The 24,954-nt window shown below is 32.9% G+C and carries 20 protein-coding genes, 1 tRNA gene and 1 riboswitch; of the genes, 14 read left to right on the top strand and 7 right to left on the bottom strand.

Annotated features, from left to right (window positions below; translation table 11 throughout):
* Positions 1-37 precede the first annotated feature (37 nt).
* The 3 genes from J8L88_RS07950 to J8L88_RS07940 are packed head-to-tail and all read right to left on the bottom strand — an operon-like array spanning position 38 to position 5,900.
* Positions 38-1,579: a glycoside hydrolase family 2 TIM barrel-domain containing protein gene (locus J8L88_RS07950; protein WP_027395033.1), complete on the bottom strand. Its 1,542-nt coding sequence runs from the start codon at positions 1,577-1,579 to the stop codon at positions 38-40.
* On the bottom strand, positions 1,576-2,808 hold the full coding sequence (locus J8L88_RS07945) for a hypothetical protein (RefSeq protein ID WP_211060451.1): 1,233 nt from the start codon (positions 2,806-2,808) through the stop codon (positions 1,576-1,578). The genes J8L88_RS07950 and J8L88_RS07945 overlap by 4 nt, the downstream gene beginning before the upstream one ends.
* Positions 2,808-5,900 carry a hypothetical protein gene (locus J8L88_RS07940; RefSeq protein ID WP_118387674.1) on the bottom strand — a complete coding sequence of 1,031 codons (3,093 nt, stop codon included), beginning with the start codon at positions 5,898-5,900 and terminating at the stop codon, positions 2,808-2,810. The genes J8L88_RS07945 and J8L88_RS07940 overlap by 1 nt, the downstream gene beginning before the upstream one ends.
* Positions 5,901-6,102: 202 nt before the next feature.
* Here J8L88_RS07940 and J8L88_RS07935 point away from each other — a divergent pair, with 202 nt between their 5' ends.
* Positions 6,103-6,924, top strand: coding sequence for a dolichyl-phosphate beta-glucosyltransferase (locus J8L88_RS07935; protein ID WP_027395036.1), 822 nt, complete (start codon positions 6,103-6,105; stop codon positions 6,922-6,924).
* 384 nt (positions 6,925-7,308) lie between these two features.
* Here J8L88_RS07935 and leuB read toward each other — a convergent pair whose 3' ends face one another.
* The 4 genes from leuB to leuC all read right to left on the bottom strand — a co-directional run bounded on the left by leuB (position 7,309) and on the right by leuC (position 12,037).
* Entirely contained in the window at positions 7,309-8,367 is a 1,059-nt protein-coding gene (gene leuB / locus J8L88_RS07930) for a 3-isopropylmalate dehydrogenase (protein WP_027395037.1), read from the bottom strand.
* A 26-nt stretch (positions 8,368-8,393) separates the two neighbouring features.
* On the bottom strand, positions 8,394-9,917 hold the full coding sequence (locus J8L88_RS07925) for an alpha-isopropylmalate synthase regulatory domain-containing protein (RefSeq protein WP_118387672.1): 1,524 nt from the start codon (positions 9,915-9,917) through the stop codon (positions 8,394-8,396).
* Positions 9,918-10,024: 107 nt separating this feature from the next.
* Positions 10,025-10,621: a 3-isopropylmalate dehydratase small subunit gene (gene leuD / locus J8L88_RS07920; RefSeq protein ID WP_118387670.1), complete on the bottom strand. Its 597-nt coding sequence runs from the start codon at positions 10,619-10,621 to the stop codon at positions 10,025-10,027.
* 18 nt (positions 10,622-10,639) lie between these two features.
* A complete protein-coding gene (leuC, locus tag J8L88_RS07915; protein ID WP_211060450.1) occupies positions 10,640-12,037 on the bottom strand; it encodes a 3-isopropylmalate dehydratase large subunit in 1,398 nt (465 codons plus the stop codon).
* Between the two features lie 388 nt (positions 12,038-12,425).
* Between leuC and J8L88_RS07910 the strand changes: the two genes are divergently transcribed.
* The 13 genes from J8L88_RS07910 to cbiE all read left to right on the top strand — a co-directional run bounded on the left by J8L88_RS07910 (position 12,426) and on the right by cbiE (position 24,954).
* Positions 12,426-12,498, top strand: a tRNA-Met gene (locus tag J8L88_RS07910).
* Positions 12,499-12,573: 75 nt separating this feature from the next.
* The gene (locus tag J8L88_RS07905; RefSeq protein WP_211060449.1) at positions 12,574-13,305 is read left to right on the top strand and encodes a hypothetical protein; all 732 of its coding nucleotides are present in this window, start codon (positions 12,574-12,576) and stop codon (positions 13,303-13,305) included.
* A gap of 209 nt (positions 13,306-13,514) precedes the next feature.
* Complete coding sequence (locus tag J8L88_RS07900) at positions 13,515-14,978, top strand: cobyric acid synthase (RefSeq protein WP_211060448.1); 1,464 nt, start codon at positions 13,515-13,517, stop codon at positions 14,976-14,978.
* Positions 14,972-15,979: a histidinol-phosphate transaminase gene (locus J8L88_RS07895; protein ID WP_211060447.1), complete on the top strand. Its 1,008-nt coding sequence runs from the start codon at positions 14,972-14,974 to the stop codon at positions 15,977-15,979. Before J8L88_RS07900 ends, J8L88_RS07895 begins: the two co-directional genes overlap by 7 nt.
* The gene (cbiB, locus tag J8L88_RS07890; RefSeq protein WP_211060446.1) at positions 15,970-16,911 is read left to right on the top strand and encodes an adenosylcobinamide-phosphate synthase CbiB; all 942 of its coding nucleotides are present in this window, start codon (positions 15,970-15,972) and stop codon (positions 16,909-16,911) included. The genes J8L88_RS07895 and cbiB overlap by 10 nt, the downstream gene beginning before the upstream one ends.
* Positions 16,904-17,434, top strand: a complete 531-nt coding sequence (locus J8L88_RS07885; RefSeq protein WP_211060445.1) for an AAA family ATPase — start codon at positions 16,904-16,906, stop codon at positions 17,432-17,434. The genes cbiB and J8L88_RS07885 overlap by 8 nt, the downstream gene beginning before the upstream one ends.
* Before the next feature lie 15 nt (positions 17,435-17,449).
* A riboswitch (cobalamin riboswitch) is annotated at positions 17,450-17,653 on the top strand.
* Positions 17,654-17,732: 79 nt separating this feature from the next.
* On the top strand, positions 17,733-18,533 hold the full coding sequence (locus tag J8L88_RS07880; RefSeq protein ID WP_211060444.1) for a ferredoxin: 801 nt from the start codon (positions 17,733-17,735) through the stop codon (positions 18,531-18,533).
* A 2-nt stretch (positions 18,534-18,535) separates the two neighbouring features.
* A complete protein-coding gene (cobA, locus tag J8L88_RS07875; RefSeq protein ID WP_211060443.1) occupies positions 18,536-20,077 on the top strand; it encodes a uroporphyrinogen-III C-methyltransferase in 1,542 nt (513 codons plus the stop codon).
* Positions 20,078-20,095: 18 nt separating this feature from the next.
* A complete protein-coding gene (locus J8L88_RS07870) occupies positions 20,096-21,034 on the top strand; it encodes a sirohydrochlorin chelatase (RefSeq protein ID WP_211060442.1) in 939 nt (312 codons plus the stop codon).
* A complete protein-coding gene (cobI, locus tag J8L88_RS07865) occupies positions 21,031-21,741 on the top strand; it encodes a precorrin-2 C(20)-methyltransferase (protein WP_211060441.1) in 711 nt (236 codons plus the stop codon). The genes J8L88_RS07870 and cobI overlap by 4 nt, the downstream gene beginning before the upstream one ends.
* Positions 21,738-23,114, top strand: a complete 1,377-nt coding sequence (cobJ, locus tag J8L88_RS07860) for a precorrin-3B C(17)-methyltransferase (protein WP_211060440.1) — start codon at positions 21,738-21,740, stop codon at positions 23,112-23,114. The genes cobI and cobJ overlap by 4 nt, the downstream gene beginning before the upstream one ends.
* A gap of 1 nt (position 23,115) precedes the next feature.
* A complete protein-coding gene (bluB, locus tag J8L88_RS07855; RefSeq protein WP_211060439.1) occupies positions 23,116-23,757 on the top strand; it encodes a 5,6-dimethylbenzimidazole synthase in 642 nt (213 codons plus the stop codon).
* Positions 23,758-24,954, top strand: coding sequence for a precorrin-6y C5,15-methyltransferase (decarboxylating) subunit CbiE (gene cbiE / locus J8L88_RS07850; protein ID WP_211060438.1), 1,197 nt, complete (start codon positions 23,758-23,760; stop codon positions 24,952-24,954).

The raw sequence follows: 24,954 nt of genomic DNA, 5'->3' as shown, positions 1-24,954 counted from the left end.
TAGTTAAGTGTTTATATGTTTTATCCAAAGATGTTTTTCAATAACTTATAAATTGAAAAGCATCTTTTTTATTTCCTTCAGCATCAATAAATCCAAAATGTTTTTGAGCATTTTTGCGCCAAGGTAATCTACCAACTACTTCCGTAGGAATATTATCAAAATCATATAATGTCCAAGACATATAGTGGAGTTCATTCTGTTGTATAATTTCTTGCATTTTCTCGTGATAAGAAGCTTGATCTTTTTTCGAATTTCCAAACGGAGCCCATAATCCTCTATTAGATGATAGTCCAAATTCTTGTAGCACAAGAGGTTTATCTATTGAGGATATAGTACTAAAAGATTGAGAGAAGTTTTCTAATTCCAGATAGTAATGAAAAGAAATAATATCTAATTCATCACTTAATAAATTTGCTGATTCTATAGATGACCAACCAATTGTTATAGGATGTGTACTATCTAATGATCGTACCTGACGAATCATCTCCTTTAACCAAGCAAGCACGGTTTCTTTTCTTCGACTCTCAAAATCTAAATTAGGCTCATTTTTAATATCCCAGACCAAGAGTGCATTATGATCTTTAACGGCATTTATGATTTGCTCTGCATGTCTATGCGTAAAAGTCCAATCGTCAATGGCATAATTTCCATAAAAATCAAAAAGTGTTAGCACTACTTTTAAGTTAGTGTCTTCTGCTAAGTCCAACACTTGTTTTAGTTTTTGCAGTTTTTCGGCTTTTACATACTCTTTGCCAAATTCTTTATAGGGAACAAAAATTCTAATAGTATTAAGTCCGGCATTTTTAATAATTTCAAAATCTTTTTTTATGGTGGAAATTTTAAAATTATCGCCGAACATATTCCACGGAGTTTTTTGAGGATAATAATTAATGCCTTTTATTTGATAGGTACTACTGTCAACTATAATTTTCTTTCCTTTTACATATGTGGATTTCTTTTGTTGTATGGTATCTGGTTTTGATAAAGGTTGTTTAACGATATGACGCACTCTCCAGAATCCATCTTCTAGGAGCATGGCTATTTTATAATCAGAAGTATCTGTTGCTTCAAACTGTAACTCATTCTCTTTAAAATACTGAGTATAGGATGTTACATTTTGATCTTCGAAAACTACTAACTGACCATCAGCACTATAAAAATCTAAAGCTAGATTGTGATTTATGGTAGTACTAACCACTTTTATATTTTTTTCTAAATTGAATTCGATACTTTTTATCAAATTTTCACGAGCACTTTCTGTATAAAAATCAAAAATCCCTAGTGAGTCATAAGTCTTATATCCTACGTTTCTAACATACCAAGAATTAATATAGTCTTTTTGAATATCCATCATGGTTTGTTTTTCAATAGATCTTGCGGGATTAATGGAGTCTTTCCAAGCGACTTTGGGTATATATGCCTGTTTGTTTTTTACACCAATATGCAGCATCATAGATCGATCTGCACCAGTATTGAGAAAAGATAATGTTTGACTTATACCAAAGAGGATAAGTCCATTTATGATTATAAATGAAATAATAATGAAAGATCTGTATATCATTTTATTTTGTTTCTTCATTCCAATACTATGTGATCGTATTTTTTAGTAATGCCCATTCCTGTAACTTCTAAAGTATATTCTCCCGCTGGAAAGAAATCATTTGATAAATAAAAGTCTACAAACCCTTTAGAAGAAAATTCAGTAAATGTATCTGTCAATGTATCATTATTATATACGTGTAAAGAAATCATGGCGCCATCCGGTATAATTTGATTCATAAAGCTTAAGATAGCTCCTACTTTAATATTTCTTTTTCCTTTATCAAAAGTAATTGTATAGTCCGTTACTGCGGGTTTAAATTCTAAAGTAAGTTGGTCACTATCTGCCATTTCGGGTATAAAGGCCTGCGCAGTCCATGATGATGCTTTAGCTGGATGTATCATATATCCTGTTGCCACACCCTTAATAGTAGTTCCAGAAGCTCGTAATTGTTCATTATGGTTTGTTAGAACGCTAAACTCTACGATACGTCCATCACTTATAGTATTACCATATTCATCTTTAATTTCAGAAGTAAAAAATTTTACAATTTGATTTCCATCGGCATACTCGTGTTTTTTTGAAACTTTTAATTCAAAATCTTGAGCTTGAGCTGGAAAAACATTAAGTGTAAATTCTTTCGAAGCTAAATTATCGGTATTTGCGCTGACAAGTATTCTTCCTGATTTTTGATAAGAGTATATGTTTTTCCAAACAATAAAATCATTGATAAATAGATCAGCATCTTTTTCTAAATCTAAAAATTGATGTTTGATTGTTACCAAAGTGCTATCTCTTATCGGATTGTCATATGTGTCTGAGGGTATTACTGTGAACATTCCATAATCTTTTCCTCCTGCAGTAATGCTGGTCGGACCTAAATAAGATTCTAGAGGTTCTGTAATCATTTTAGAGGCTCTGATGTATAAACTTCCTGAGTAAATCTCTTGCAGATTATGAACTAATTTATAATTAATTATCCCTCTTTTTTGAGATAAAAAAGGAGGAATTTTAAAAACTAAATTGCCCTCTTTTTCTTGAGAATTAAGAACTGATATCCCATAAGAGCTTTTTACAATAAGAGAAATTTCACTAGATTCTTCTGCTTTAAATTTCAAAATAATTTCTTCACCAGCAGTATAAGTGTTTTTAGTTTGCAGCGTTGTAATATCTATTTCTTGAATATTCTGAATAATTGGATTGCTTGTAGTAAACCCTAAAATGAGAATCACTAAAAATAATAGATATGTATATGTTCTCAGTTTCATTAATTGGGGGCTCCTATATAATTGTTAACGTCTATTTTTATAAAACTATAACTAGCTCCGTCTACTGGTATAAAGGAATAATCCTTTTGATCTCTTCTTCTATTAGGGGTTACTTTATTACTAATATCTTTATTAGGCAATCCATTAATAAAAATATTCTCCATGTCCTGACTTATAGATTTTAAATTGCTTATTTCTTTTAATTCATAAGTAAATGGTCTTTTACGCTGAGGTCTGATCCCTTCTCTTATATAAGAATGATCCACCCAAATAAGTTCTTTTTGATCATTATAATACGATATAATCAATTGAGGGATAGTGATTTCTTGTAAACCAGAATTAAATAAGATACCCTGTACTTTATTTTTATCAATTTTAACTTCAGAAAGAGCAAGTCCTTTATATAAATCCGTTGTAGCTACATTACCCGCACATTGTAAGTTAAAAGTTATTGGAGAATCTGTTAGGCTTATCGCAGTAAATTCATCTGGATTAAAGGTTTTAGGTTTTTGTTCACCTTTATTCATCCAGGCAATTCCTTCAAAATTAATTCTAAAACTAGTAATTTCTTTAGGTACGAGCTTATGTTTCATTTGATCTTTAGCATTATAGACGGCCAATTCTTGATTTTCAGAATCATAAAGTGTAGCTTTTATCACAACATCTGCTGGTACATTATCAATATTTTGTATTTCTCCAACTACCGTATATATCGTATCATTTTTAACAAGATTTGCATAGAGAACTTCTAAAACGGGCTGTTTTAAAACATCTTCATGAAAGGTTTGTTCGGAGGATATTCTTCTTCTTCCGTGATTATAAAACTGAGTTTTATTTTGCGAAAATAATTGATCGGGAGGAATGTCAAGATCATAATTAGGTGGTTTTACGAACCATTTTCCTTGATGTTTGACTAATTCTAAGTAAAATACTTTATCTATTCTTTCCAATGGAGTAATCCAATACGTAGTAGCTCTGGCTTTTGCAGTGTTATCGGTTTGATCTAGAATTTCAACATTGATTTCATCCATCTTAGCATAAGAACTCAATAAACCATCTGTTACAGCGATTTCTAACATATATTGATCTTCTTCTTTATTACTTTCAGGGTCAATATAACTATATGCTCTTTTAAACTCTTTGAAGTCTAACGCATCATAATATGCTTTTACCACGTTTTGTGGACTTATTTGGGTAGCATTTTTGATGTAAAAAATATAACTACCATAACTTATGACTAATAAAAGTAATATGGCCCAGATATGCTGTAAACGAATCATATAATTTTTAAAGTCTTTGTATTTTATTCCGTACTTAAAAAAATCTGGATGTTTTTGATCTCTGGTTTTAAGAGCTTGGATCCAGATTACTTGAATATTGATAATAAAAGCAAGTAAAACTGTTATTACCGGGATTAGACCCCACATTAGTTTTAGAGGTAAAGCAACATCATCTTTTGGAATAATGTTAGGTATGGGCGGGATGTTTAATTTTTCCCAAACCATTATCCCGTTTTCTAATTGTCTTAGTCGCTGCCAACCACAGAAATAAAGAATTGGATCATAAAACTTATCATTAGAAAACACATATTTTAAATTGTATTTTTCAGGGACTGTTAGAAATTGTTGTAATGACCCAATACCTTCTACTCCTCTAAATTTGGAGTTTTCTAATCTTTCGACAGCTCTAGAAGTCAATTCTGGAAGTCTTCTTGCAGAATGATAATTACCATCTACTGTCATTGCATTGGTTTGAGCAGATAACCAAGCCATTTGATCTCCAAAACCTAGTGGTAGATACCGCCAATGATCATGCTGATCTTGTTTCAGAAAATTCAAAATCGGAAGCATTTTTATTTTTTGAGGCTGAGAAGGTCTAAAATATCCTAGACTCATGGTAAATATGCATACGAAAATATAGGCCCCGGCTAGAGAACCTCCCAATATTCGATGATAGACGCTACCAAATTTTCTTTGGAGGGCACTCTTAATATCTCCTTCTATAAAACGATAACAGAATTCTCCAAACATGGGCAACGACATAATAGAAGCCCACAATGTAAATCTATCTAGTGTTAGGATATTAAAAGCATTATCACCTAGTAAGACTTTAGGAATAGGAGTTGTTCCTCCTGTACCTAATATACTTAGTAAGGTCAAGGATAAACCAAAAAATAAGTATCTTTTACTATAATACCGATAAAATAAATAAGGAAAAATAAACAAAAGTACTCCCCATGGTATTAAGAAGAAAACGAGTCCAGATGAAGTAATTTCTAAAAAATTATCTCTAGAACCATGCGGGATAGGAACCTGAGTAATAGGGTTATTTTTGGTGTTAATCCAATAAGGTAAAATGCAAAAAATAATAAGCGTTAAAGACCCCATGCCAAAACCTACAATTCTCCAAAAAAGCTTAAAGAATGTATTTAAAAATGTTTTAAATCGAATAGCAGAATACGAACCGACTTGATCTTTAGCACTATCCATAATTACCATTCCGATAAGCGGAAATATAAAAAAGATCATTCCGAAAATTGGAGTAACATGATGAGAGGTTACTGTAACAGCTAACAGACTAAAAGCTCGAATTAAATATTTGTATTTTCCGGTTTTGATCCACAAATAAATTTCCGGTAATGCATGCATCAGAACTGAGATTCCAATAATACTTGGTAATTGACCAAAAATATGTAAGGTTTCTACAAAAGAAGACGAGAATACAGCAACCAATGCAGCATATCCAGCAATATTTCTCTTGCCAGTCATCAGTAACGAAAATCGATATACTCCTGTTATAAATAGAATGATAGCAATGATACCTACTGTAAAAAGCCCAAACTTAAGACCTCCTATAAGAGATAATAATCCTATGCTTTGGTGTACTAATGGAGGGTATCCCATAACCGTAAAACCAGTGTACCAACTATAGTTCCAAGGCTCAAACCAGCTGGATGCGTAATGGTCCGCAAAAAATAGATGAATCAATGCGTCATAAGTAGTTTCTAGTGTAAAGAAGATACTAGAACCATGGAATAAAACTCCAATAAGTAAAGCACTGATTAAATATTTGTTTGTAATTCTTTTCTCCATTCAATAACCCTAAGCGGAAACTTCCCTTTAAATATACACGAAACTTTCTTTGGATTAAATATACAATAAAGCTTTGGGTTTCGACGAGTGGTACGTCTTTCGATCAATACCATTCATCGATAGCTTTTTTATAATGGTCGAATTACCCGACTTTCGGCTACCTACCTATCATACTTTTGACCTGTAACCCAAAATAATGTTTATGAAAACCGGAATTATCATACCGTGCTATAACGAGGAAAAAAGATTAAACGTAACAGCTTTTAAAAAATTTATTAGTAAAGAAAATGACTATCATTTATGTTTTGTAAATGACGGAAGTAAAGATAATACACTAAAAGTTCTACAAGAAATCAAAGAAGTAAATCCTGCTAAAGTAAGTATAGTGGACATGAAAAAGAATGGAGGTAAAGCTGCAGCTGTAAGAGCTGGATCTCGATACTTATATAGTTTTGTGGAAATAGACTATATAGGATTTATCGATGCAGATCTTTCTACGGATTTCGAGGATTTTGGTGACCTATTAAAGACTTTAAAAACAAACAATGAATTAAACTTTGTTTTTGGTTCTAGAGCGAAAAATGCCTCAGAAGCAATAGAAAAAGATAAAATAAGATCTTTATTGTCTAAGGTAATTAATATACTCATAGTTTTGATCGTAGGACTATCAATAGATGATACACAATGTGGAGCTAAAGTATATAAAGCGGAATTAGTTCCTATTGTTTTTGCAGAGAGTTTTATGAGTAAATGGCTTTTTGATGTAGAGATGTTTATAAGAATGAAGAAGTATTTTGGAAAAGAACAGACGGCAAGAAGTATTTTCGAACAGCCATTAAAAAAATGGGTACATATGGATGATTCTAAAATAGGATTAAAGGACTCTCTAGAAATCCCTTATAAATTGTTCTCGATATGGCTTAATTATAATGTTTTACCTACAATGTCAACTAACGAGGATGTTATGATTAGTGAACCCGTAGTTGAGATTTATAATAATTCAGCTCCAGCTATGGTGGCATAACTTTAAATCTACTCAAATCTTATAACCTAAGCCTGGAAATTATGATTAACTATCCCATTAAGTTCGAGCCCATACTTAAAGAAAAAATATAGGGTGGTAATAAATTAAAAAACGTTTTATGTAAGAAAACTACTAAAAGTAATATTGGAGAGAGTTGGGAAATTTCGGATGTAAATAAAGATATATCGGTTATTTCTAATGGTGTTGCTATAGGTACTACTTTAAGAGAATCGATCAATTATTGTGAACTATTAGAAGTTTTTATTTAGTATCAGATTTAGGTAAGAAAAGGATAGTAAATAAGTTTGTTTCACGATTAATTGTAGAAAAGGAAAATCCAACAGTTTGAGAAAACTGCAAAATTTTCCTTTTTTTATTTTAAAATTAAATGTTTTGAGTAAGCCAATCTCCAACTTCGCTAGTTTTATAAGCTTTTTGATCTCCAGCTAAATCTTCGGTTACTACACCTTCATTTAACGATTTGTCAACTACATTACGAATTACCTGAGCTTCTTCTTGAAGTCCAAAAGCTGTTTCAAACATCATAGCTGCAGATAATACTGTTGCCAGCGGATTGGCAATGTCTTTGCCTGCAGCTTGCGGATATGATCCGTGAATAGGCTCAAACAAAGCCGTTTTTTCTCCAAGAGATGCAGAAGGCATTAATCCCATAGATCCAGATATAACAGAAGCCTCATCTGTAAGAATATCTCCAAATAAATTTTCCGTGATTAATACATCATAAGAATTCGGCCACTGTACCAATCGCATGGCTACAGCATCCACAAATTCATAACTAACCTCTACTTCTGGATATTCTTTTTCCATAGCTTGTACTGTTTCTCTCCATAATCGAGAAGATTCTAATACATTTGCTTTGTCTACACAACATAATTTCTTTTCACGTGTCATAGCCATCTCAAATCCTTTTTTAGCTAAACGCTTAACTTCTTCTCTTGTATATGTACACGTATCATAAGCAGTATCTCCATTATCCTCTCTACCTCTTTTTCCAAAATAAATACCGCTAGTTAATTCGCGGAGAAAAACTAGATCGGTTCCCTCAATTCTTTCTTGTTTTAAAGGAGATTTATCAATTAGAGAAGGGAATGTAAAAGTTGGTCTTACATTAGCAAATAAACCTAATTTCTGGCGCATTTTCAGTAATCCTTGCTCCGGACGTACTTTTGCAGAAGGATCGTTGTCAAATCTAGGATGACCAATAGCTCCAAACAACACAGCATCTGCATTCATGCAAATTTCATGAGTTTCATCGGGATACGGTTCTCCAACCGCGTCAATAGCAGCGGCACCAGTTAATGCCGATGTCCAATTTATTTGATGGTTATATTTTTTCGCAACTGCATCGCAAACCTTTACAGCTTGATCGATAACTTCGGGACCAATCCCATCACCAGCTAGTAGTGCTATGTTTAATTCCATATGTTTATATTCTCAGTTCTATTTTATTATAATTCAATAATATTTAGCATTTTTTCTGTTGCTTTAATGGCAGAAACAGTTTGATCAGAATCTAGTCCCCTGGTCACAAATTCTTTTGTTTCAGTTTTCCAGGTGATCACAGTTTCACAAAGCGCATCAGAATTACTTCCTGGTGGGATCCGAACGGCATAGTCAATTAATTTTGGTAAACTCTTCTTTTTTTGAGTATATACTTTTTCTAAGGCATTTATAAATGCATCATACTGACCATCACCTTGAGCATGTTCTTCAAGAACCTCATCATCCATTTTAATAGCAAGTGTTGCAGAAGGTTTTAACCCTTTTGCATGGTTTAAGACATAAGATTTGATTTTTACTTTGTCTTGATAGAGTTTACTATCTAATACATCCGAAATGATATATGGTAGATCTTCTTGAGTTACCACTTCCTTTTTATCACCTAACTTAATGATCTTCTGAGTAACTTTTTTGATATCTTCGGCACTAAGCTTTAACCCTAATTCTTGAAGGTTTTTTTCAATGTTAGCTTTTCCTGAAGTTTTTCCCAATGCATATTTACGTTTTCGTCCAAAACGCTCAGGCATTAGGTCATTAAAGTATAGATTGTGCTTGTTATCTCCATCAGCATGGATTCCTGCTGTTTGTGTAAATACATTATCTCCAACTACAGGTTTATTAGCAGGGATTTTAAATCCAGAAAAGGTTTCTACCAGTTTACTTACTTTGTAGAGAGCGGATTCTTTTACGTTAATACGAATTTCTGGAAGGTAGTCATTAATTACAGCAACTACACTTGCTAAAGGAGCATTTCCTGCTCGCTCTCCCATACCATTCATAGTAAGATGTAAACCATTTACACCAGCCTTAACTCCTTCAATAGCGTTCGCAACGCCAAGATCATAATCATTATGAGCGTGAAAGTCAAAATGTATATGAGGATATCTATTTCTTAAAGAAGATAAATATGCATACGCCTCGGAGGGTATAAGGACTCCTAATGTATCAGGGAGTAAAATTCTTTTTACAGGCTGTGTAGATAGGAAATCCAGAAACTGGTATACATATTCAGAAGAGTTACGCATACCGTTACTCCAATCTTCTAAATATACATTTGTAGTAATTTCTTCTTGTGTTGCTTGTTCAAAAGCCTTTGTAATATCTCCAAAATGTTGTTCAGGAGTTTTTTTTAATTGGTATGTTAAGTGGTTTAGTGATCCTTTGGTAAGAAGATTCTGAACTTTAGCCCCAGTATCTTTCATCCATTGTATAGATTTACCACCATCTACAAAGGTTAATATTTCTATCTGGTTAATATACCCATTCTCATTTGCCCAATCAATAATATTCTTAACTGCTTCGAATTCACCTTCGGATACTCTAGCGGATGCTACTTCAATACGATCTACACCTAATTCTTCGATTAATAGCCGAGCTATTGTTAGTTTTTCTGAAGCAGAAAATGAGATCCCAGAGGTTTGTTCACCATCTCGGAGCGTAGTGTCCATGATTTCTATTGATCGTTTACTCATACGATTTGTTTTTGCGTTAGGGATAGTAATGAAAATCCCACAGCTTGAGGAACGAAGTGCGAGGAATTGAAATGATAGCCCGCTTGAACGCCCAAAAAATTATATAGTTAGAAAGGTCGGGCTGTTGCGAACTCTTGAATTTCTGACTTCATTTTGGTTAGATAATCAATATCATCGTACCCATTGAGCATATTCTCTTTTTTATAGCTATTAATATCAAAAGATTCTGATTCCCCAGTAGCTTTGATTGTAATGGTTTGTTGAGGTAGATTTACTTCAATCTCAGTATTAGGATTTGTTTCAATAGCTTTAAATATTTTTTCTAAAAATTCTGGACTTACCTGTACAGGTAAAACACCAATGTTAAGGCAATTACCTCTAAAAATATCTGCAAAAAAACTTGATACTACACACCTGAATCCATAATCATATACAGCCCAGGCGGCGTGTTCACGGGAAGATCCTGATCCAAAATTTTTACCTCCAACAAGTATTTTACCACTATATATAGGGTTATTTAGTATGAACTCTTCTTTTGGAGTATTATCATTGTTGTATCTCCAATCTCTAAATAGGTTATCTCCAAAACCTTTACGCTCTGTAGCTTTTAGAAAACGTGCCGGAATAATCTGATCCGTATCTACATTTTCTATTGGTAATGGTACAGCAGTAGAGGTTACTACATTAAATTTATCGTACGCCATTTTGTTTATTCTTTTTAATTATGCTAAAAGTGTTCTTGGATCTGTTACTACTCCAGTAACTGCTGTTGCAGCTGCAACCAGAGGGCTTGCGAGTAAAGTTCTCGAACCAGGTCCTTGTCTTCCTTCAAAATTTCTGTTAGATGTACTAACTGCTAACTTTCCTGCTGGAATTTTATCTGCATTCATTGCTAAACATGCAGAACATCCAGGCTCTCTCAATGTAAATCCTGCTTTGGTGATGATGTCTAACAATCCTTCTTCTTTAATAAGTCCTTCTACTTCATGAGATCCAGGAACCAGCCATGCAGTAATATTTTCTGCTTTCTTTTTGCCTTTTACAATAGAGGCGAAAGCTCTAAAATCTTCAATTCTACCATTAGTACAACTTCCTAAAAAAACATAATCCACAGACTTACCTATCATAGCATCTCCTTCGTTAAAATCCATATATCCTAAAGATTTTTTATAGGTAGCAACACCACCTTCTATAGTTTCTGCATCTGGTATAGTATTGGTAATACCAATACCCATTCCTGGATTAGTACCGTAGGTAATCATAGGCTCAATATCGGCTCCATTAAAAGTAAGTTCTTTGTCAAAAACTGCATCTTCTTCTGTTTTTAGGGTTTGCCAATATTCCATAGCAGTATCCCAAGCTTCTCCTTTAGGAGTTAATGGTCTTCCTTTAATGTAGTCGAATGTTTTTTGATCTGGAGCAATCATTCCTCCTCGTGCTCCCATTTCTATACTCAGATTACATACAGTCATACGACCTTCCATTGTCATATTACTAAAAACATCGCCAGCATACTCTACAAAGTAACCGGTAGCACCAGAGGTTGTTAATTGAGAAATAATATATAATGCAACATCTTTTGGCGTTACCCCAAAACCAAGTTCTCCATTAACATTGATTCTCATTTTCTTTGGCTTAGGTTGCATAATACACTGTGTAGATAATACCATCTCTACTTCTGATGTTCCAATACCAAAAGCAATAGCTCCAAAAGCACCATGCGTAGATGTATGAGAATCGCCACAAACAATAGTTGCTCCTGGTAATGTTATTCCATTTTCTGGTCCTACTACGTGAACGATACCATTTTTTTGATGCCCTAATCCCCAGTGAGAAATGCCCCAAGCTGCTGCATTTTCTTCTAAGGCTTTTAGTTGATTTGCGGATAAAGGATCTTCTACAGGCAAGTGTTGATTTATAGTTGGTGTATTATGATCTGCGGTTGCAAAAGTGCGTTCTGGATATAAAACAGTATTCTTTCTACTTTTTAGACCTAGAAAAGCAACAGGACTAGTCACTTCGTGAATGAAATGGCGATCAATAAAAAACACATCAGGTCCATTCTCAATGTTTCTTACTACGTGTGAATCCCACACTTTGTCAAATAATGTCTTATTCATTTTTATGATCTTTACTACTATATAGATGATGTATTTAGCATCTTCTTATTAAAATGTTAAAAAGGAGGTAAATTTACGAGTTACGATAGATTTCAGCTAATAAAACTATAAAGAGAGGAGTAGTTTTAAGTATATCTCAATTTTAGCTAGAATTTTAGATAATTTGACAAAAAAGATATTGATTTTAATGAATACTATTATTTTTAATTAGAGTATATGATTTAAAATCAAGGCATAAGAAAATTTGGGGTAAAAAAAATGTTAGTTTTTGTTAATTATCCTTTGTAAAGCTAAAAAAGGTTGTATATTTGCCGTCCGCAAGGAAAGATAAAAACTTGTTGAGCTCATAACTCAAAGTTTTAAAGACAAGTAAGTTGTTATCTTATATCGCGGGATAGAGCAGTAGGCAGCTCGTCGGGCTCATAACCCGAAGGTCACAGGTTCGAGTCCTGTTCCCGCTACTAGGTAAAGCCTCACAGAAATGTGAGGCTTTTTTTTGTATAATATTCCGAAGTTAATAGATAAAATTACATTTTATGAGTGATGAAAATATAATAAAGATTAATGAAGTGATAACTCATTACTTTGCGACAAATACTTCGATTGATTGGATTCCTGTAAAAACAATTATGCCCTCATTAATTGAAGCAGGAGTTTTTAATAAGGATGAAAAAAAAGGATTACCAATTCGTAAAGTATTTCGGAAATTAGATTTAGAATCGAAACTTGATGAAATTCCAACTGTGCATGCAGAAAGAAGATCGGATAGCGTATATTGGTATTTGGTAAGACCTGGGAAGAAATATGCTCCAAAAGAATTAATAAACTCTATCACCAAAAAAGAACAGAATTTACTTGCTATCCAAAATAGTGACGAGTATTATCTAGTGAATTTATGTGATGAATTATTAAAACAAAAAGCATCAAGAAAACATACCTTTCCTAATTTAGTAGGGAATCTTCATAAAAAAGGAAAAAGAAGAACAAAACTCCCTTTAGATGCCTATTATGAAGATTTGAAATTGGTTCTCGAGTTTTTTGAAAAAAATGCAATAACTAATGAGTTGGATGAAAAAGAACAAGCACGTAGAGCTCAGATAAAGTATTATAACCAGCTTAAAAAGAAAGCTGTTCTTGCTAAAAATCTACACTTAATTGAGGTTAATTACGGCTTATTTGAGCGTAATAATGAAAATAAATTGGTTAGAAATACGGATAACGATATGTTGGTTCTAAAAGATGTTTTAAAAGATTTTGTATTGAATTAATAACCTAAAAACAGAGAGGTGAGTTAGTGGGGATTTAGTTGGTAATATCAAGATTAAAGAGTCTGTGCTGTACTTGATTCGGTATTGTAATCCTTTTTATCGGTTGTAATAATATGAAGGTGGGTGCGCACTACTATAATAACTTTATCATTAAGCTCATATAAAATATATATAATTCAATATTTTTGTTCTTCGAAAAAATGTTGAATATGCAAAAAATACAGCCTATAATGTTAGTAGGTACTGGCTCTGATGTTGGTAAAAGTTGGATAACAACAGGTATTTGCAGATGGCTGAAACGGAAAGGATACAATCCTGCTCCGTTTAAAGCTCAAAACATGTCATTAAATAGTTTTTCTACACCCAATAATCTAGAAATTGGAAGAGCACAAGCGGTGCAGGCTGAAGCTTGTGGTATTCCACCAACGGTAGAAATGAATCCTATTCTGTTAAAACCTTCATCCGTAAATAAATCACAAATTGTTTTACACGGAAAACCAATTGGTGATCAAACTGCTAAAGAATATTTTTTAGGAGATAATAAAAAACAGCTATTTGAAGAAGCTAAAAAATCATTTAGGCAATTAGCATCAAAACACAATCCTATCGTAATAGAAGGTGCTGGAAGTATTAGTGAACTTAATTTAAAACATAGAGATATTGTAAACATGCGAATGGCGGATGCAGCAAATGCGTGTGTTTATTTAGTAGCAGATATAGATAAAGGAGGTGTATTTGGTAGTGTATATGGCACTATTGAATTACTCGAAGATTGGGAACGAAAACTGATTAAAGGAATTATAATTAATAAATTTCGTGGGGATACAGCTTTATTCATTGATGGGAAAAAGAAATTGGAATCACTCACAAATCTTCCTGTTTTAGGTGTTTTACCTTATGCTAAGGATATAATTATTGAAGAAGAAGATTCTGTTGCGTTGAATCAACGAATTACAACTGCTTCTGATAATAAATTAAATATTGCTGTTGTAAGGCTTAATTATATGTCTAATTATACAGATTTTCAAGCTTTGGAGCAAGAACCATTAATCAATTTATATTTTACTAGAGATGTAGAAGAGTTAAATAAAGCAGCCATAATTATTATTCCAGGGACAAAAAATACTATTGAAGATTTAATTGCCTTAAAAAAAGATAGGTTAGATATTGTTATCAAAAAACGATATACACATATTCCTATAATTGGAATATGTGGTGGTTATCAAATGCTAGGTAAGGTGGTAAAAGATCCTTTTTCGGTGGAAAGTAGTACAAAATTTGAAGAAGGTTTAGGGTTGTTTGATATTGAAACAACTCTTTCTAAAACGAAACAAACCATACAACGTAACTTTCAGTTTAAAGATTTTGCAACATCTTGTGAAGGGTATGAAATTCATATGGGAGAAACTATAGTGCCAAAAAAGAAAGGCTTAAACCATGTTGATGGTAAGGAAGAAGGTTATTTTGATGGAAATAAAAGTTGGGGGACTTACTTTCATGGAATATTTGATAATCAAGAAATAGTTACAGAATTACTACAATTAAAATACCCTAATGCTAAGGCAAAAAACTACAAAGCGTTTAAGGCAGCACAATTTGATAAATTAGCAGATTGGATAGATGAAAATTTAGAAATGTCAACCATCTTAAAAAATAGTTTACAAGAATGTTAAACGGACATGGTGATGATCTTCATTTAATCGAAGGAAAAATTACGCATAACTTTAGTTCAAATGTGTATTACAAAGGGTGCCCTAAAACATTATTGGCGCATATTTCAAAGAATGTTTCTCTAATTCAAAATTATCCTTCACCCGCGGCAAGTGAGTTAAATAAACTGGCGGCTCATAAATTTCAACTCCCTAGTGAACAGTTCTTATTTACCAATGGTGCGACAGAAGCGTTCTATCTTATAGCGCAATTGTTTTCTAATAAAAAAGCAACTATTGTGGCCCCTACTTTTTCGGAATATGAGGACGCTTGTAAAAATTTTCAGCTAGATTATCTGTTAGTTTCTAGAACCGAAATAAAAGATACTGATGCCGATTTAGTGTTTATATGTAATCCTAACAATCCTAATGGAGCTATTTTCTCTAAAAATGATTTAGAGTTTCTTTTTAAACAAAAACCAGAGACTACATTTGTTATTGATGAGGCGTACATAGAGTTTACCAACAGTGTTGAATCCATCATTTCATTAACAAAAAACTACAGGAATTTAATTGTTGTTCGTTCATTAACCAAAACATTTACAATTCCGGGATTGCGTTTAGGATATATCGTTTCAAACACTTTAATCATCAAAAAGCTATTAACTTTAAAAATGCCTTGGAGTGTTAATTCATTAGCGATAAAAGCAGGAGAATATATTTTCAAAAATTATGAAGCATTTCAATTTGAGGCTGCTGAATTAATAGAAGAAACAATCATTTTTAAGGAACAACTTGAGCAATTAGATGGAATGAAGGTTTGTGAAAGCAACACCTCTTATTTTTTAGTTGAATTGTTGCAGAAATCTGCAATGGAGCTAAAAGAATATTTAATCGTAAAACATCAAATCCTGATTAGAGATGCGACAAATTTTAAAGGGTTAACAGGAGAATATATTAGACTTTCTACACAAAGTAAAGAAGCTAATAAGATATTGATTCAAGCGTTGAAGGAATGGATGTAAACCAAATGTACATAGTAGTTTTTGCTTTTGGTTTAGATGCAGTATTGGGAGACCCTAGAAAATTGCCGCATCTTATTGTGGGCTATGGAAATAGTATTGCTCTTGGAGAAAAATGGCTAAATAAAGGTTCATATAAATTCTTAAAAGGTGCCTTATTAACGATTGTATTAGTAGGGCTTTCTTTTACGATACCTTTTCTAATTATTAGATCGTTAAACACGTATGGTTTTAAAATTTTGGCACTTGCTTTTTCAATACTTATGCTGTTTTATTGCTTGGCCAACAAAACATTGATAAAAGAAGGATATGCAGTATTTAATACTTTGAAAAATCAAGGGCTAGAATCAGGACGCAAACGTTTGTCTTGGATTGTGGGACGAGAAACTGATAATTTAAATGAGCAACAAATTAGAGTTGCTACTTTTGAAACCATGTCTGAAAACTTAAGTGACGGCGTTATTGCACCCTTATTTTATTTTTTGATTTTAGGTGTTCCTGGAGCAATGGGGTATAAAATGATCAATACTTTAGACTCTATGATCGGGTATAAAAGTGATCGTTATATACAGTTTGGTAAGTTTGCCGCAAAATTAGACGATGTTGCTAATTATATTCCTGCTCGAATTACTGCACTGTTAATATTAGTTGTTCAAAATAAGTTAAGCGGACTTTCTTTTTTGTTTAGAGAAGGAAAGAAGCATAGTAGTCCTAATGCGGGCTATCCAGAGGCTGCTCTAGCATATGTTTTAAATTGCCAATTCGGAGGACCAAATTATTATCATGGAAAATTGGTTAAGAAACCTTTTATAGGTGTTAATAATCGCGAAATTAAACACGAGGAAATTAAAAGAGTAAGTAAAGTAAATTATGGGGTAAGTATTGTATTTTGTTTATTAATAGTAGGTGTGTTATTAGTATTCCAATATGCATAATTTTCAAAAAAAACATATTATTACCGGGGCTCCTGGGACAGGTAAAACAACATTAATAAACAATCTAAAAAACACCATACCGTGTATGGATGAGGTTTCCAGAAAAGTAATTATTGATGAACAAAAAAACAACAAAAAAGGAACACCTTGGGGGGATATTAATCGATTTACTGAACTTGTGTTTAGGCGTACAAATCAAGAATTATTGAACACTAATACGCTAATTTGTGATAGATCCTTGTTAGATCTAGAAGCTTATTTAACGGTAGAAGATAAGGTGATTCCAGACTACCTAACAGACTTTCCTTATCAAGAAACATATCATAAAATTGTTTTTTTTACGCCAACATGGTTTGAGATTTATTGTAAAGATGGACAACGATTACAGGAATTTGAATATTGTTTAAGATTAGAAAAATCCCTGTTAAAGCTTTATAAAAATAAAGGATTCGAAATCATAATATTGCCTAAATCCTCTCCTCTAGAAAGAACAAAAGTCATTTTAGAAACTATTTACTATTAAATCAAAAATTAACAATACATTTGTGTCGCTTTTGGTTTCTTATTCTTTTCTTTTAAAAGAATATAGAATTAAAAGGGAATTTGGTGAGAATCCAAAACTGTTCCCGCAGCTGTAAGCTCTGCAAAAAGCTTTTAACATAGTAGTCACTGTTTTAAAAAAAATGGGAAGGCGTTAAAAGTAGAGTGAGTCAGAATACCTGCCTAAAGCAAAACATAATATTAACTTTCGGGAATAAAAGTTTAAGTGTTAGATGGCTATTTTGTGGCTTCTTACCCTACTTTCCCCCATAATAATAAGAATGGGAAAAAACATAGCAAATACAAAAGATACTTTTTTCTTTTGTGATGGAGGTTCTTGTCAAAAAGCAGGATCAGAACAAGTTATAAGAGCTGCAAGAGCTTATTTACGTAATAACGAACTTTGGGATACTACACATACAATTAAAACCAGATGTAATGGAAGGTGTGAAGATGCACCCACCTGTATTGTACATCCTGGAGAGTTTTGGTATAAAGAATTAACTGCAGAAAAAATAATTCCTATTGTAAAAAGACATCTCAATAACGAAAACCCTGTCGAAGAGGAGTTATTGTATCAAAAAGGTTGGGAACAACAAGCTTCAAGTAATGAAAGAACTCCTATTAAACCAAAACCTTTTGAGTTAAAAGATGACACGGAATTAGGTGAATGTTATATTACCAAAGGGTTTAGTTCAGATCAATATTTATATCCATTATTTTTGTATCTGTTAGAAAACCCAAAAGGCGTACTCCTATATATAGATGATAAAAACCCTATTTCGTTTGAAGAAATAGATGCAGTAGAGTACTCAAAGCCACACACACTAGAATTGCATACCAAAACTGAGAGTATTGCACTAACTATTGCTGCCGTTCCCAAAGAAAATAAGGAATTACAACAATCAAAAATTTCTAATACAGAATATTTCCATCAAAAAGGAACAGAACAAACTGGTATCCGTTTCAAGAATAAATTTGGAGAAATTTTAGGGAAAATTGAATTTGATTCTGCTCAAAATAAAGCTTGGGAGTATTGTATAAAAATTCAATTACAGAATACAAGTCTAGTTTCAATATAGGCATGAATAGGCATATCTCTATATTAGGATTGGGTTGGTTAGGATTACCACTTGCGTTGAAACTTCAAAAAAATGGATATTCAATTCACGGAAGCACGGCTGAATTAGATGCATTGAAATCATTATGTAAGCATTCATTTCTAACAAGTAGAATAAAAATTGAATCTGATAACATTATAGGAGATTGGGAATCTTTTATAGATGAAACATCGACACTTATTATCAATTTCCCTCCAAAACGGATCGATGATATAGAAACGATACACCCGTTTCAGATCAAACAGATTATAAAACATACGCCTGCCTCTACAAAAGTTATTTTTGTAAGCTCCACGTCAGTATATCAAAATAGTAATAGTCTCATAGATGAAACTGAAGATTGCGTTCCAGAAAAAGCATCTGGTAGGGCGTTAATAAAAGCAGAACAATTATTGCAACAGCATTTTGGTGATAATGTAACTGTTTTGAGATTAGCAGGACTAATTGGACCACAACGTCATCCAGGAAGATTTCTAGCAAATAAAAAACAATTAAAAACTCCTAATGTACCTGTAAATCTTATTCATCAAAAAGATGCTATAGATCTAATCGAGGCAGTTTTGGAAAAAAAATGTTTTGGTGAGATTATTAATGGTTGCGCAGATATACATCCAAAACGAAAAGAATTTTACGAAAATGCAGCTATTAAATTAAACTTGCCGGCACCAGTTTTCGAAACTACAACAAAAGAAAATTTTAAAATAATTGATAATTCAAAATCAAAATCACTACTTAATTTTGAGTATCAATTTTCAAATCCAGAATGGATTTTTACAAAACAACATTTACCTGAAATTAATATTATTGGAGCTGGACCTGGGAATAAAAATTTATTAACCTTAAAAGCTCTTGAAGCTATTGAAAAAGCAGAGGTTATTTTACATGATAATTTAATTTCTGATGAAATATTAGATGTGAATACGAAAGCTAAGCGGATGTATGTGGGTAGAAAATTTGGTGATTCAGAAGATCAAGAAACCCGACAAAATAAGATCAATAGATTGATGAAAAGCCATTGCGAGCAGGGAGAAAAAGTTGTTAGATTAAAGTCTGGAGATCCTTACGTTTATGGCAGAGCGGCAGAAGAAGCTCGTTTTTTAAAGAAACATCAGTTGCCTTTTACAGTTGTACCAGGAATTTCGGCAGCCTTGGCGGCAGCTAATATTTGTAATATTCCTATTACCGAACGTAACCAATCTAATGCCATGTTAATATGTACTGCGCATACTGCTGATTATTCATTTGAGCAGTTAAATGGAATTGCACATATGCTAAAAGCAGGAAATACGATTTCTATTTATATGGGATTAAAGAGCTTGCATAGAATTGTTCCTAAACTATTAGAAGTATGTAAAGATGATACGATTCCTGTAAATGCAATCTCAAACGCATCAAGAAAACAACAAGTGATTGTTACTGGCAACCTAGGAAATATAGAAGAAAAAGTAGCTAAAGCTACGATACAAATGCCAGTAGTTTTTATTATCGGCGCAACACCTATTTAATCTAAAAACTAATAGTAAATGAAAGAAGGAATTTTATTATGTGGACATGGTACGCGAAGAGAAGCAGGCGTAAAATCATTTAAACGATTTGTTGCTATTCTTAAAGAACGCTATCAAGATTCATATGAAGTAGATTATGGTTTTTTAGAATTTAATCATCCTACGTATGAAGCTGCGGTAGAACGTATGTATGCAAATGGTATCCGTAAAATTTATGCCTTACCTGTTATCTTATTTGCAGGTTCTCATGCCAAAAATGATATTCCTTATGAATTAAATACGTTACAAACCTATCACGATGATTTAACCATTTCTATGGGGAAACATATTGGTGTAAGTTCTTTTTTACTGGATTTATCTTTAAAACGTATTGAGGAAACAGAAAAAAACTTGCCTAAAGTAGATAGAAAAGATACGTGTTTGGTGGTAGTTGGAAGAGGGACTACGGATCCTGATGCTAATAGCGATGTTGCTAAATTAACCAGTATGCTTTGGGACGGAATGGGATTTGGCTTTGCAACTACATCGTATAGCGGAACAGCATATCCTAAAATTGATGAAGGTTTACAATTGGTTGAAAAATTAGGCTTTAAACGTACCATTGTAATTCCATTTTTCTTTTTTACAGGTGTTTTATTAGAAAGAATTTATAAGAGTGTTTCTGAAATGGATGCCAACTCAGATTTAGAATATGTCTATACGGATCCTTTTGGTGCAGATGAATTGATTCTACAAGCTTTTGATGAACGTTTACACGAAGCCAAAAATGGAATTGCTAATATGAATTGCCAGATGTGTAAATATAGAAAACAAGTTATTGGTTTTGAAGAATATCAAGGAAAAGAACAAATGGGGCATCATCTAAATGTAAAAGGAATTTTATTTGAGGAAGATGAAAAACCTAATGAAAAACAAAACAGTCTAGGGAATAAAGTTAAAAAGATGTTAGGTATATGACGGCGGGCCAAATATATGGAGTTTCCTTGGGGCCTGGTGATGCTGATTTAATCACATTAAAAGGACTAAAAACTTTACAGAAAGTTGATAAAATCTATTATCCAGGTTCATTATTTAAGGACGGGAGGAAATCGAGTTATTCGTTATCTATTTTAAATCAATATGATTTAAATATGGAGAAACTCCAAGGATTCTATTTGAAAATGGATTTAGAAAGAGCCCAAGCAAAAACAGTTTACGAAGCTACATTTCAACAAGTATATACGGATTATAACAAAGGATTATCTGTTGCTATTGTTAGCGAAGGAGATATTAGCACATTTAGTTCTTTTTCTTATTTATTGGAAAAAATACAAGCGTGTAAATTAAACATCAACTTAATTCCTGGTATTAGCTCTTACCTGCATTTAGCATCTGAAAGCAAAATACCTTTATGCTTGCAAAATGAAAAAGTGGTGGTAATTCCTAGAATTCAAACAAGAGTAGAATTACAGGAAGCTATTGATAATTTTGACACTGTGGTTTTGATGAAAATAAAAATGGTTATGAATAGTATTAATGAAGTAATCGATACGAAAAAGCATAGTATTACGTATGCCGAACGCTTAGGAACCGAAAAACAATTTATTACCAATAATTGGGCAATTGTAAGTTCAAGAGAGATCCCTTATTTCTCTCTTCTTATTATAAAAAAAAATAACCAATGAAAATAACAGTTGCAGGTTTAGGACCTGGAGATATCAATTATATGTTACCTGTAGTTAAGAATGTTTTAGAAAAAGCAGACGTAGTTATTGGTTACGATTATTATTTTCAATTTGGAGCATCGCTTTTTAGAGAAGATGCAGAACTCATTTCAATGCCCTTAGGTAAAGAAGAAGCAAGAGCACATAAGGCGATTGAAAAAGCGAATGAAGGTAAATATGTTGTAGTTATTGGTTCTGGTGATGCTAGTATTTACGCAATGGCAGCTATTGTTTATGAAGTAGTTTCTAAAGAAAATCACGATGCTATTGAATTAGAAACATTACCGGGTGTTTCTGCTTTCTTAGCTGCTGGTAGTAAATTAGGAGCACCTTTGGGTCATGATTTTTGTTGTATTTCTTTGTCGGATTTGATGACGCCTTGGAACAAAATAGAGCAAAGAATTAGAGCTGCTGCATTAGGAGATTTTGTAACAAGCTTATATAACCCAAAGAGTAAAAAAAGACACTGGCAACTAGGTAGGTTGCAAAAAATATTTTTAGAAGAACGCTCTCCCAATACACCTGTTGCAATTATAAGACACATTACACGACCAGAAGAAGAGCTAAAAATCACCACCTTAGGAGAATTTAACCCTGAAGATGTGGATATGTTTTGTTTGGTGATGATTGGAAATTCGCAAACATATCGTTTTAAAGATTACTTGGTAACGCCACGTGGGTATCTTAATAGAAAACCACATACTGGTAAAGAAATTCAACAAGAGAGTTTTAGAATTGTTACCCAGCACATTACCGATATACCTTTTTCTATTTCAGATAAATGGGCAATAACAAGAGTTATCCATACTACAGGAATTTTAGAAGATTTTAACCATTATTCGGCAACACCAGAAGCGATTGAAAGTTGGCATAATTACCTTAAGAGTGGAGGAGAAATTATTACTGATGTCACGATGGTAAAAGCTGGAATCACAAAAGCTTTCACAAAAGAATACGGAAATCAGATTCATTGTTTATTAAATGATGAAGACGCGCAGTTATTGGCAAAATCAGCCAATATTACACGTTCTCAAGCGGGTATCAGAAAAGCCATTGAAAAACATCCAGATGCTTTATATGTTGTTGGGAATGCACCTACTGCATTATTCGAAATTGTAGAGCAATTAAGAGAAAATATAACTTTTAAACCTGTTGGAGTTGTTGGTGTACCTGTTGGTTTTGTAAATGTTTTGGAAGCAAAAGAACAGTTATCTCAAATTAAAACTACGGATTGGGCAATTGTAGAAGGAAACAGAGGTGGTAGCAATGTTGCCGCCGCAATTGTAAATGCTGCTTTTACTTTACCCGAAGCTTTAAACTATTTTAAATCTTAAGATGATCAAATTTACTTCAGAACATATAGAAACTTTGGAACAGATAATCCTTGCACGCCGAGACGTAAGAGGAAATCGTTTTATAAATACACCGGTCTCTCAAAAGGATATAGATAAAATTCTATTTGCTGGAGTAAATGCACCTTCTGTTGGGTTTTCGCAACCTTGGGAATTTGTGATTATTAAAGATTTAGACATTAGAAATAAAATCAAGCAAAGCTTTTTTGAAGAAAATGAAAAGGCGAAGCAACTTTTTAATGAAAAAAAAGCAGAGGCCTATACTCAATTAAAACTGGAAGGTATTATAGAATCTGCTTTGAATATTGCTGTTTTCTATAAACCAAGCGAGCACCCTACTTTAGGGCAAACGGCGATGAAGGAAGCCGGAGTGTATTCTGTGGTTTGTGCAATTCAAAATATGTGGTTAATGGCAAGAGCTTTAGATATTGGTCTAGGGTGGGTAAGCATATTAGACCCAAATAAAATTAAAACCATTTTAAACGCTCCTGAAGACAGACAACTCATAGGTTATTTATGTTTAGGACACGTAGATAAGTTCTATGAAAACCCGGAATTAGAGCGCTTGCAATGGGAGAAACGTAAGAATATGAATGATGTGGTTATAAAAGAGTCTTATAAATAGGTGAATAAAACGAATACACATATCGATTTTTATTTGATTGGAATTAGCAATCATCCTATTCCAAAATGGAGTGATGAAATTTTGCAATTAATCAAAAAGCATACTGTTTTTTCTGGTGGAAAACGCCATTATGAATTGGTGAAATCATACTTGCCTAAAAACCATACATGGATTGAAATTTCTGGAAAAATGGATGCGTTGATTCAGCAATATAAAACGGTTGAGGTTTCCATTGTGATCTTTGCTTCGGGAGATCCTTTTTTTTATGGCTTCGGAAATACGTTGCAACGTTTAGTCCCCGATGCACAACTAAAAGCATTTCCGTATTTCAATAGTATTCAGATACTCTGTCATAAAACACGGACCAATTATAATAACATAACATCAATATCTGTTCACGGTAGAGATTGGTCAGCTTTAGATGAAGCATTAATCAATAGAAATGAGTTGATTGGCGTTTTAACCGATCATAAAAAAACACCGTCTGCAATAGCAAAACGTATGTTACAATACGGTTTTGATAATTATTCAATCACCATTGGTGAATCTTTAGATGGTGACGCAGAACATATTGAACAACTTGATGTATCTACTTGCTCGACCAAAATACATCATACTTTAAATTGTGTGTTATTAAAACAGATAAGATCTAAAGAAAAATCATTTGGTATTCCTGATACTGCTTTTATTCCTTTGGAGAATCGAGCAAATATGATTACCAAAATGCCTATCCGTTTAAGTACTATTAGTGCTTTAGGATTACAAAATAAACGTGTCTTTTGGGATATAGGTTCTTGCACAGGTTCCGTAGCTATTGAAGCAAAGCAACAGTTTCCGCATTTAAAAATAGTTGCTTTTGAAAAGCGAGCAGAATGTAGCACTATTATTCAACAAAACACAGAATGTTTAGCAACACCAGGTATTGAAATTGTTATTGATGATTTCTTTAATCTAAATTTAAAAAATTTTCTTATGCCCGATGTAGTATTTATTGGTGGGCATGGAGGTCGTTTAAAAGAGTTGATACATACTGTTCATCAATTAAATCCAAAAGTTCGATTTGTAACCAATGCCGTAAGAGAAACCAGTAGTACCATATTCATTTCAGCACTTTCGAAGTTAAAATATACGATTAGCACGAATACCCTAAAGTTAAACGAACATAATACGATTAGCATTCACAAAGCAGAAAACTAA

It is taken from the genome of Aquimarina sp. MMG015, assembly GCF_018100855.1.
GTDB classification, from domain to species: domain Bacteria; phylum Bacteroidota; class Bacteroidia; order Flavobacteriales; family Flavobacteriaceae; genus Aquimarina; species Aquimarina latercula.
The sequence above is the reverse complement of the archived record's forward strand: the minus strand, read 5'-3'. Positions and strand labels throughout refer to the sequence as shown.

Coding starts and splice junctions, on each gene's coding strand:
- J8L88_RS07950 (WP_027395033.1), bottom strand. CDS start 1,579: ATGAAGAAACAAAATAAAATGATATACAGATCTTTCATTATTATTTCA.
- J8L88_RS07945 (WP_211060451.1), bottom strand. CDS start 2,808: ATGAAACTGAGAACATATACATATCTATTATTTTTAGTGATTCTCATT.
- J8L88_RS07940 (WP_118387674.1), bottom strand. CDS start 5,900: ATGGAGAAAAGAATTACAAACAAATATTTAATCAGTGCTTTACTTATT.
- J8L88_RS07935 (WP_027395036.1), top strand. CDS start 6,103: ATGAAAACCGGAATTATCATACCGTGCTATAACGAGGAAAAAAGATTA.
- leuB (WP_027395037.1), bottom strand. CDS start 8,367: ATGGAATTAAACATAGCACTACTAGCTGGTGATGGGATTGGTCCCGAA.
- J8L88_RS07925 (WP_118387672.1), bottom strand. CDS start 9,917: ATGAGTAAACGATCAATAGAAATCATGGACACTACGCTCCGAGATGGT.
- leuD (WP_118387670.1), bottom strand. CDS start 10,621: ATGGCGTACGATAAATTTAATGTAGTAACCTCTACTGCTGTACCATTA.
- leuC (WP_211060450.1), bottom strand. CDS start 12,037: ATGAATAAGACATTATTTGACAAAGTGTGGGATTCACACGTAGTAAGA.
- J8L88_RS07905 (WP_211060449.1), top strand. CDS start 12,574: ATGAGTGATGAAAATATAATAAAGATTAATGAAGTGATAACTCATTAC.
- J8L88_RS07900 (WP_211060448.1), top strand. CDS start 13,515: ATGCAAAAAATACAGCCTATAATGTTAGTAGGTACTGGCTCTGATGTT.
- J8L88_RS07895 (WP_211060447.1), top strand. CDS start 14,972: ATGTTAAACGGACATGGTGATGATCTTCATTTAATCGAAGGAAAAATT.
- cbiB (WP_211060446.1), top strand. CDS start 15,970: ATGGATGTAAACCAAATGTACATAGTAGTTTTTGCTTTTGGTTTAGAT.
- J8L88_RS07885 (WP_211060445.1), top strand. CDS start 16,904: ATGCATAATTTTCAAAAAAAACATATTATTACCGGGGCTCCTGGGACA.
- J8L88_RS07880 (WP_211060444.1), top strand. CDS start 17,733: ATGGGAAAAAACATAGCAAATACAAAAGATACTTTTTTCTTTTGTGAT.
- cobA (WP_211060443.1), top strand. CDS start 18,536: ATGAATAGGCATATCTCTATATTAGGATTGGGTTGGTTAGGATTACCA.
- J8L88_RS07870 (WP_211060442.1), top strand. CDS start 20,096: ATGAAAGAAGGAATTTTATTATGTGGACATGGTACGCGAAGAGAAGCA.
- cobI (WP_211060441.1), top strand. CDS start 21,031: ATGACGGCGGGCCAAATATATGGAGTTTCCTTGGGGCCTGGTGATGCT.
- cobJ (WP_211060440.1), top strand. CDS start 21,738: ATGAAAATAACAGTTGCAGGTTTAGGACCTGGAGATATCAATTATATG.
- bluB (WP_211060439.1), top strand. CDS start 23,116: ATGATCAAATTTACTTCAGAACATATAGAAACTTTGGAACAGATAATC.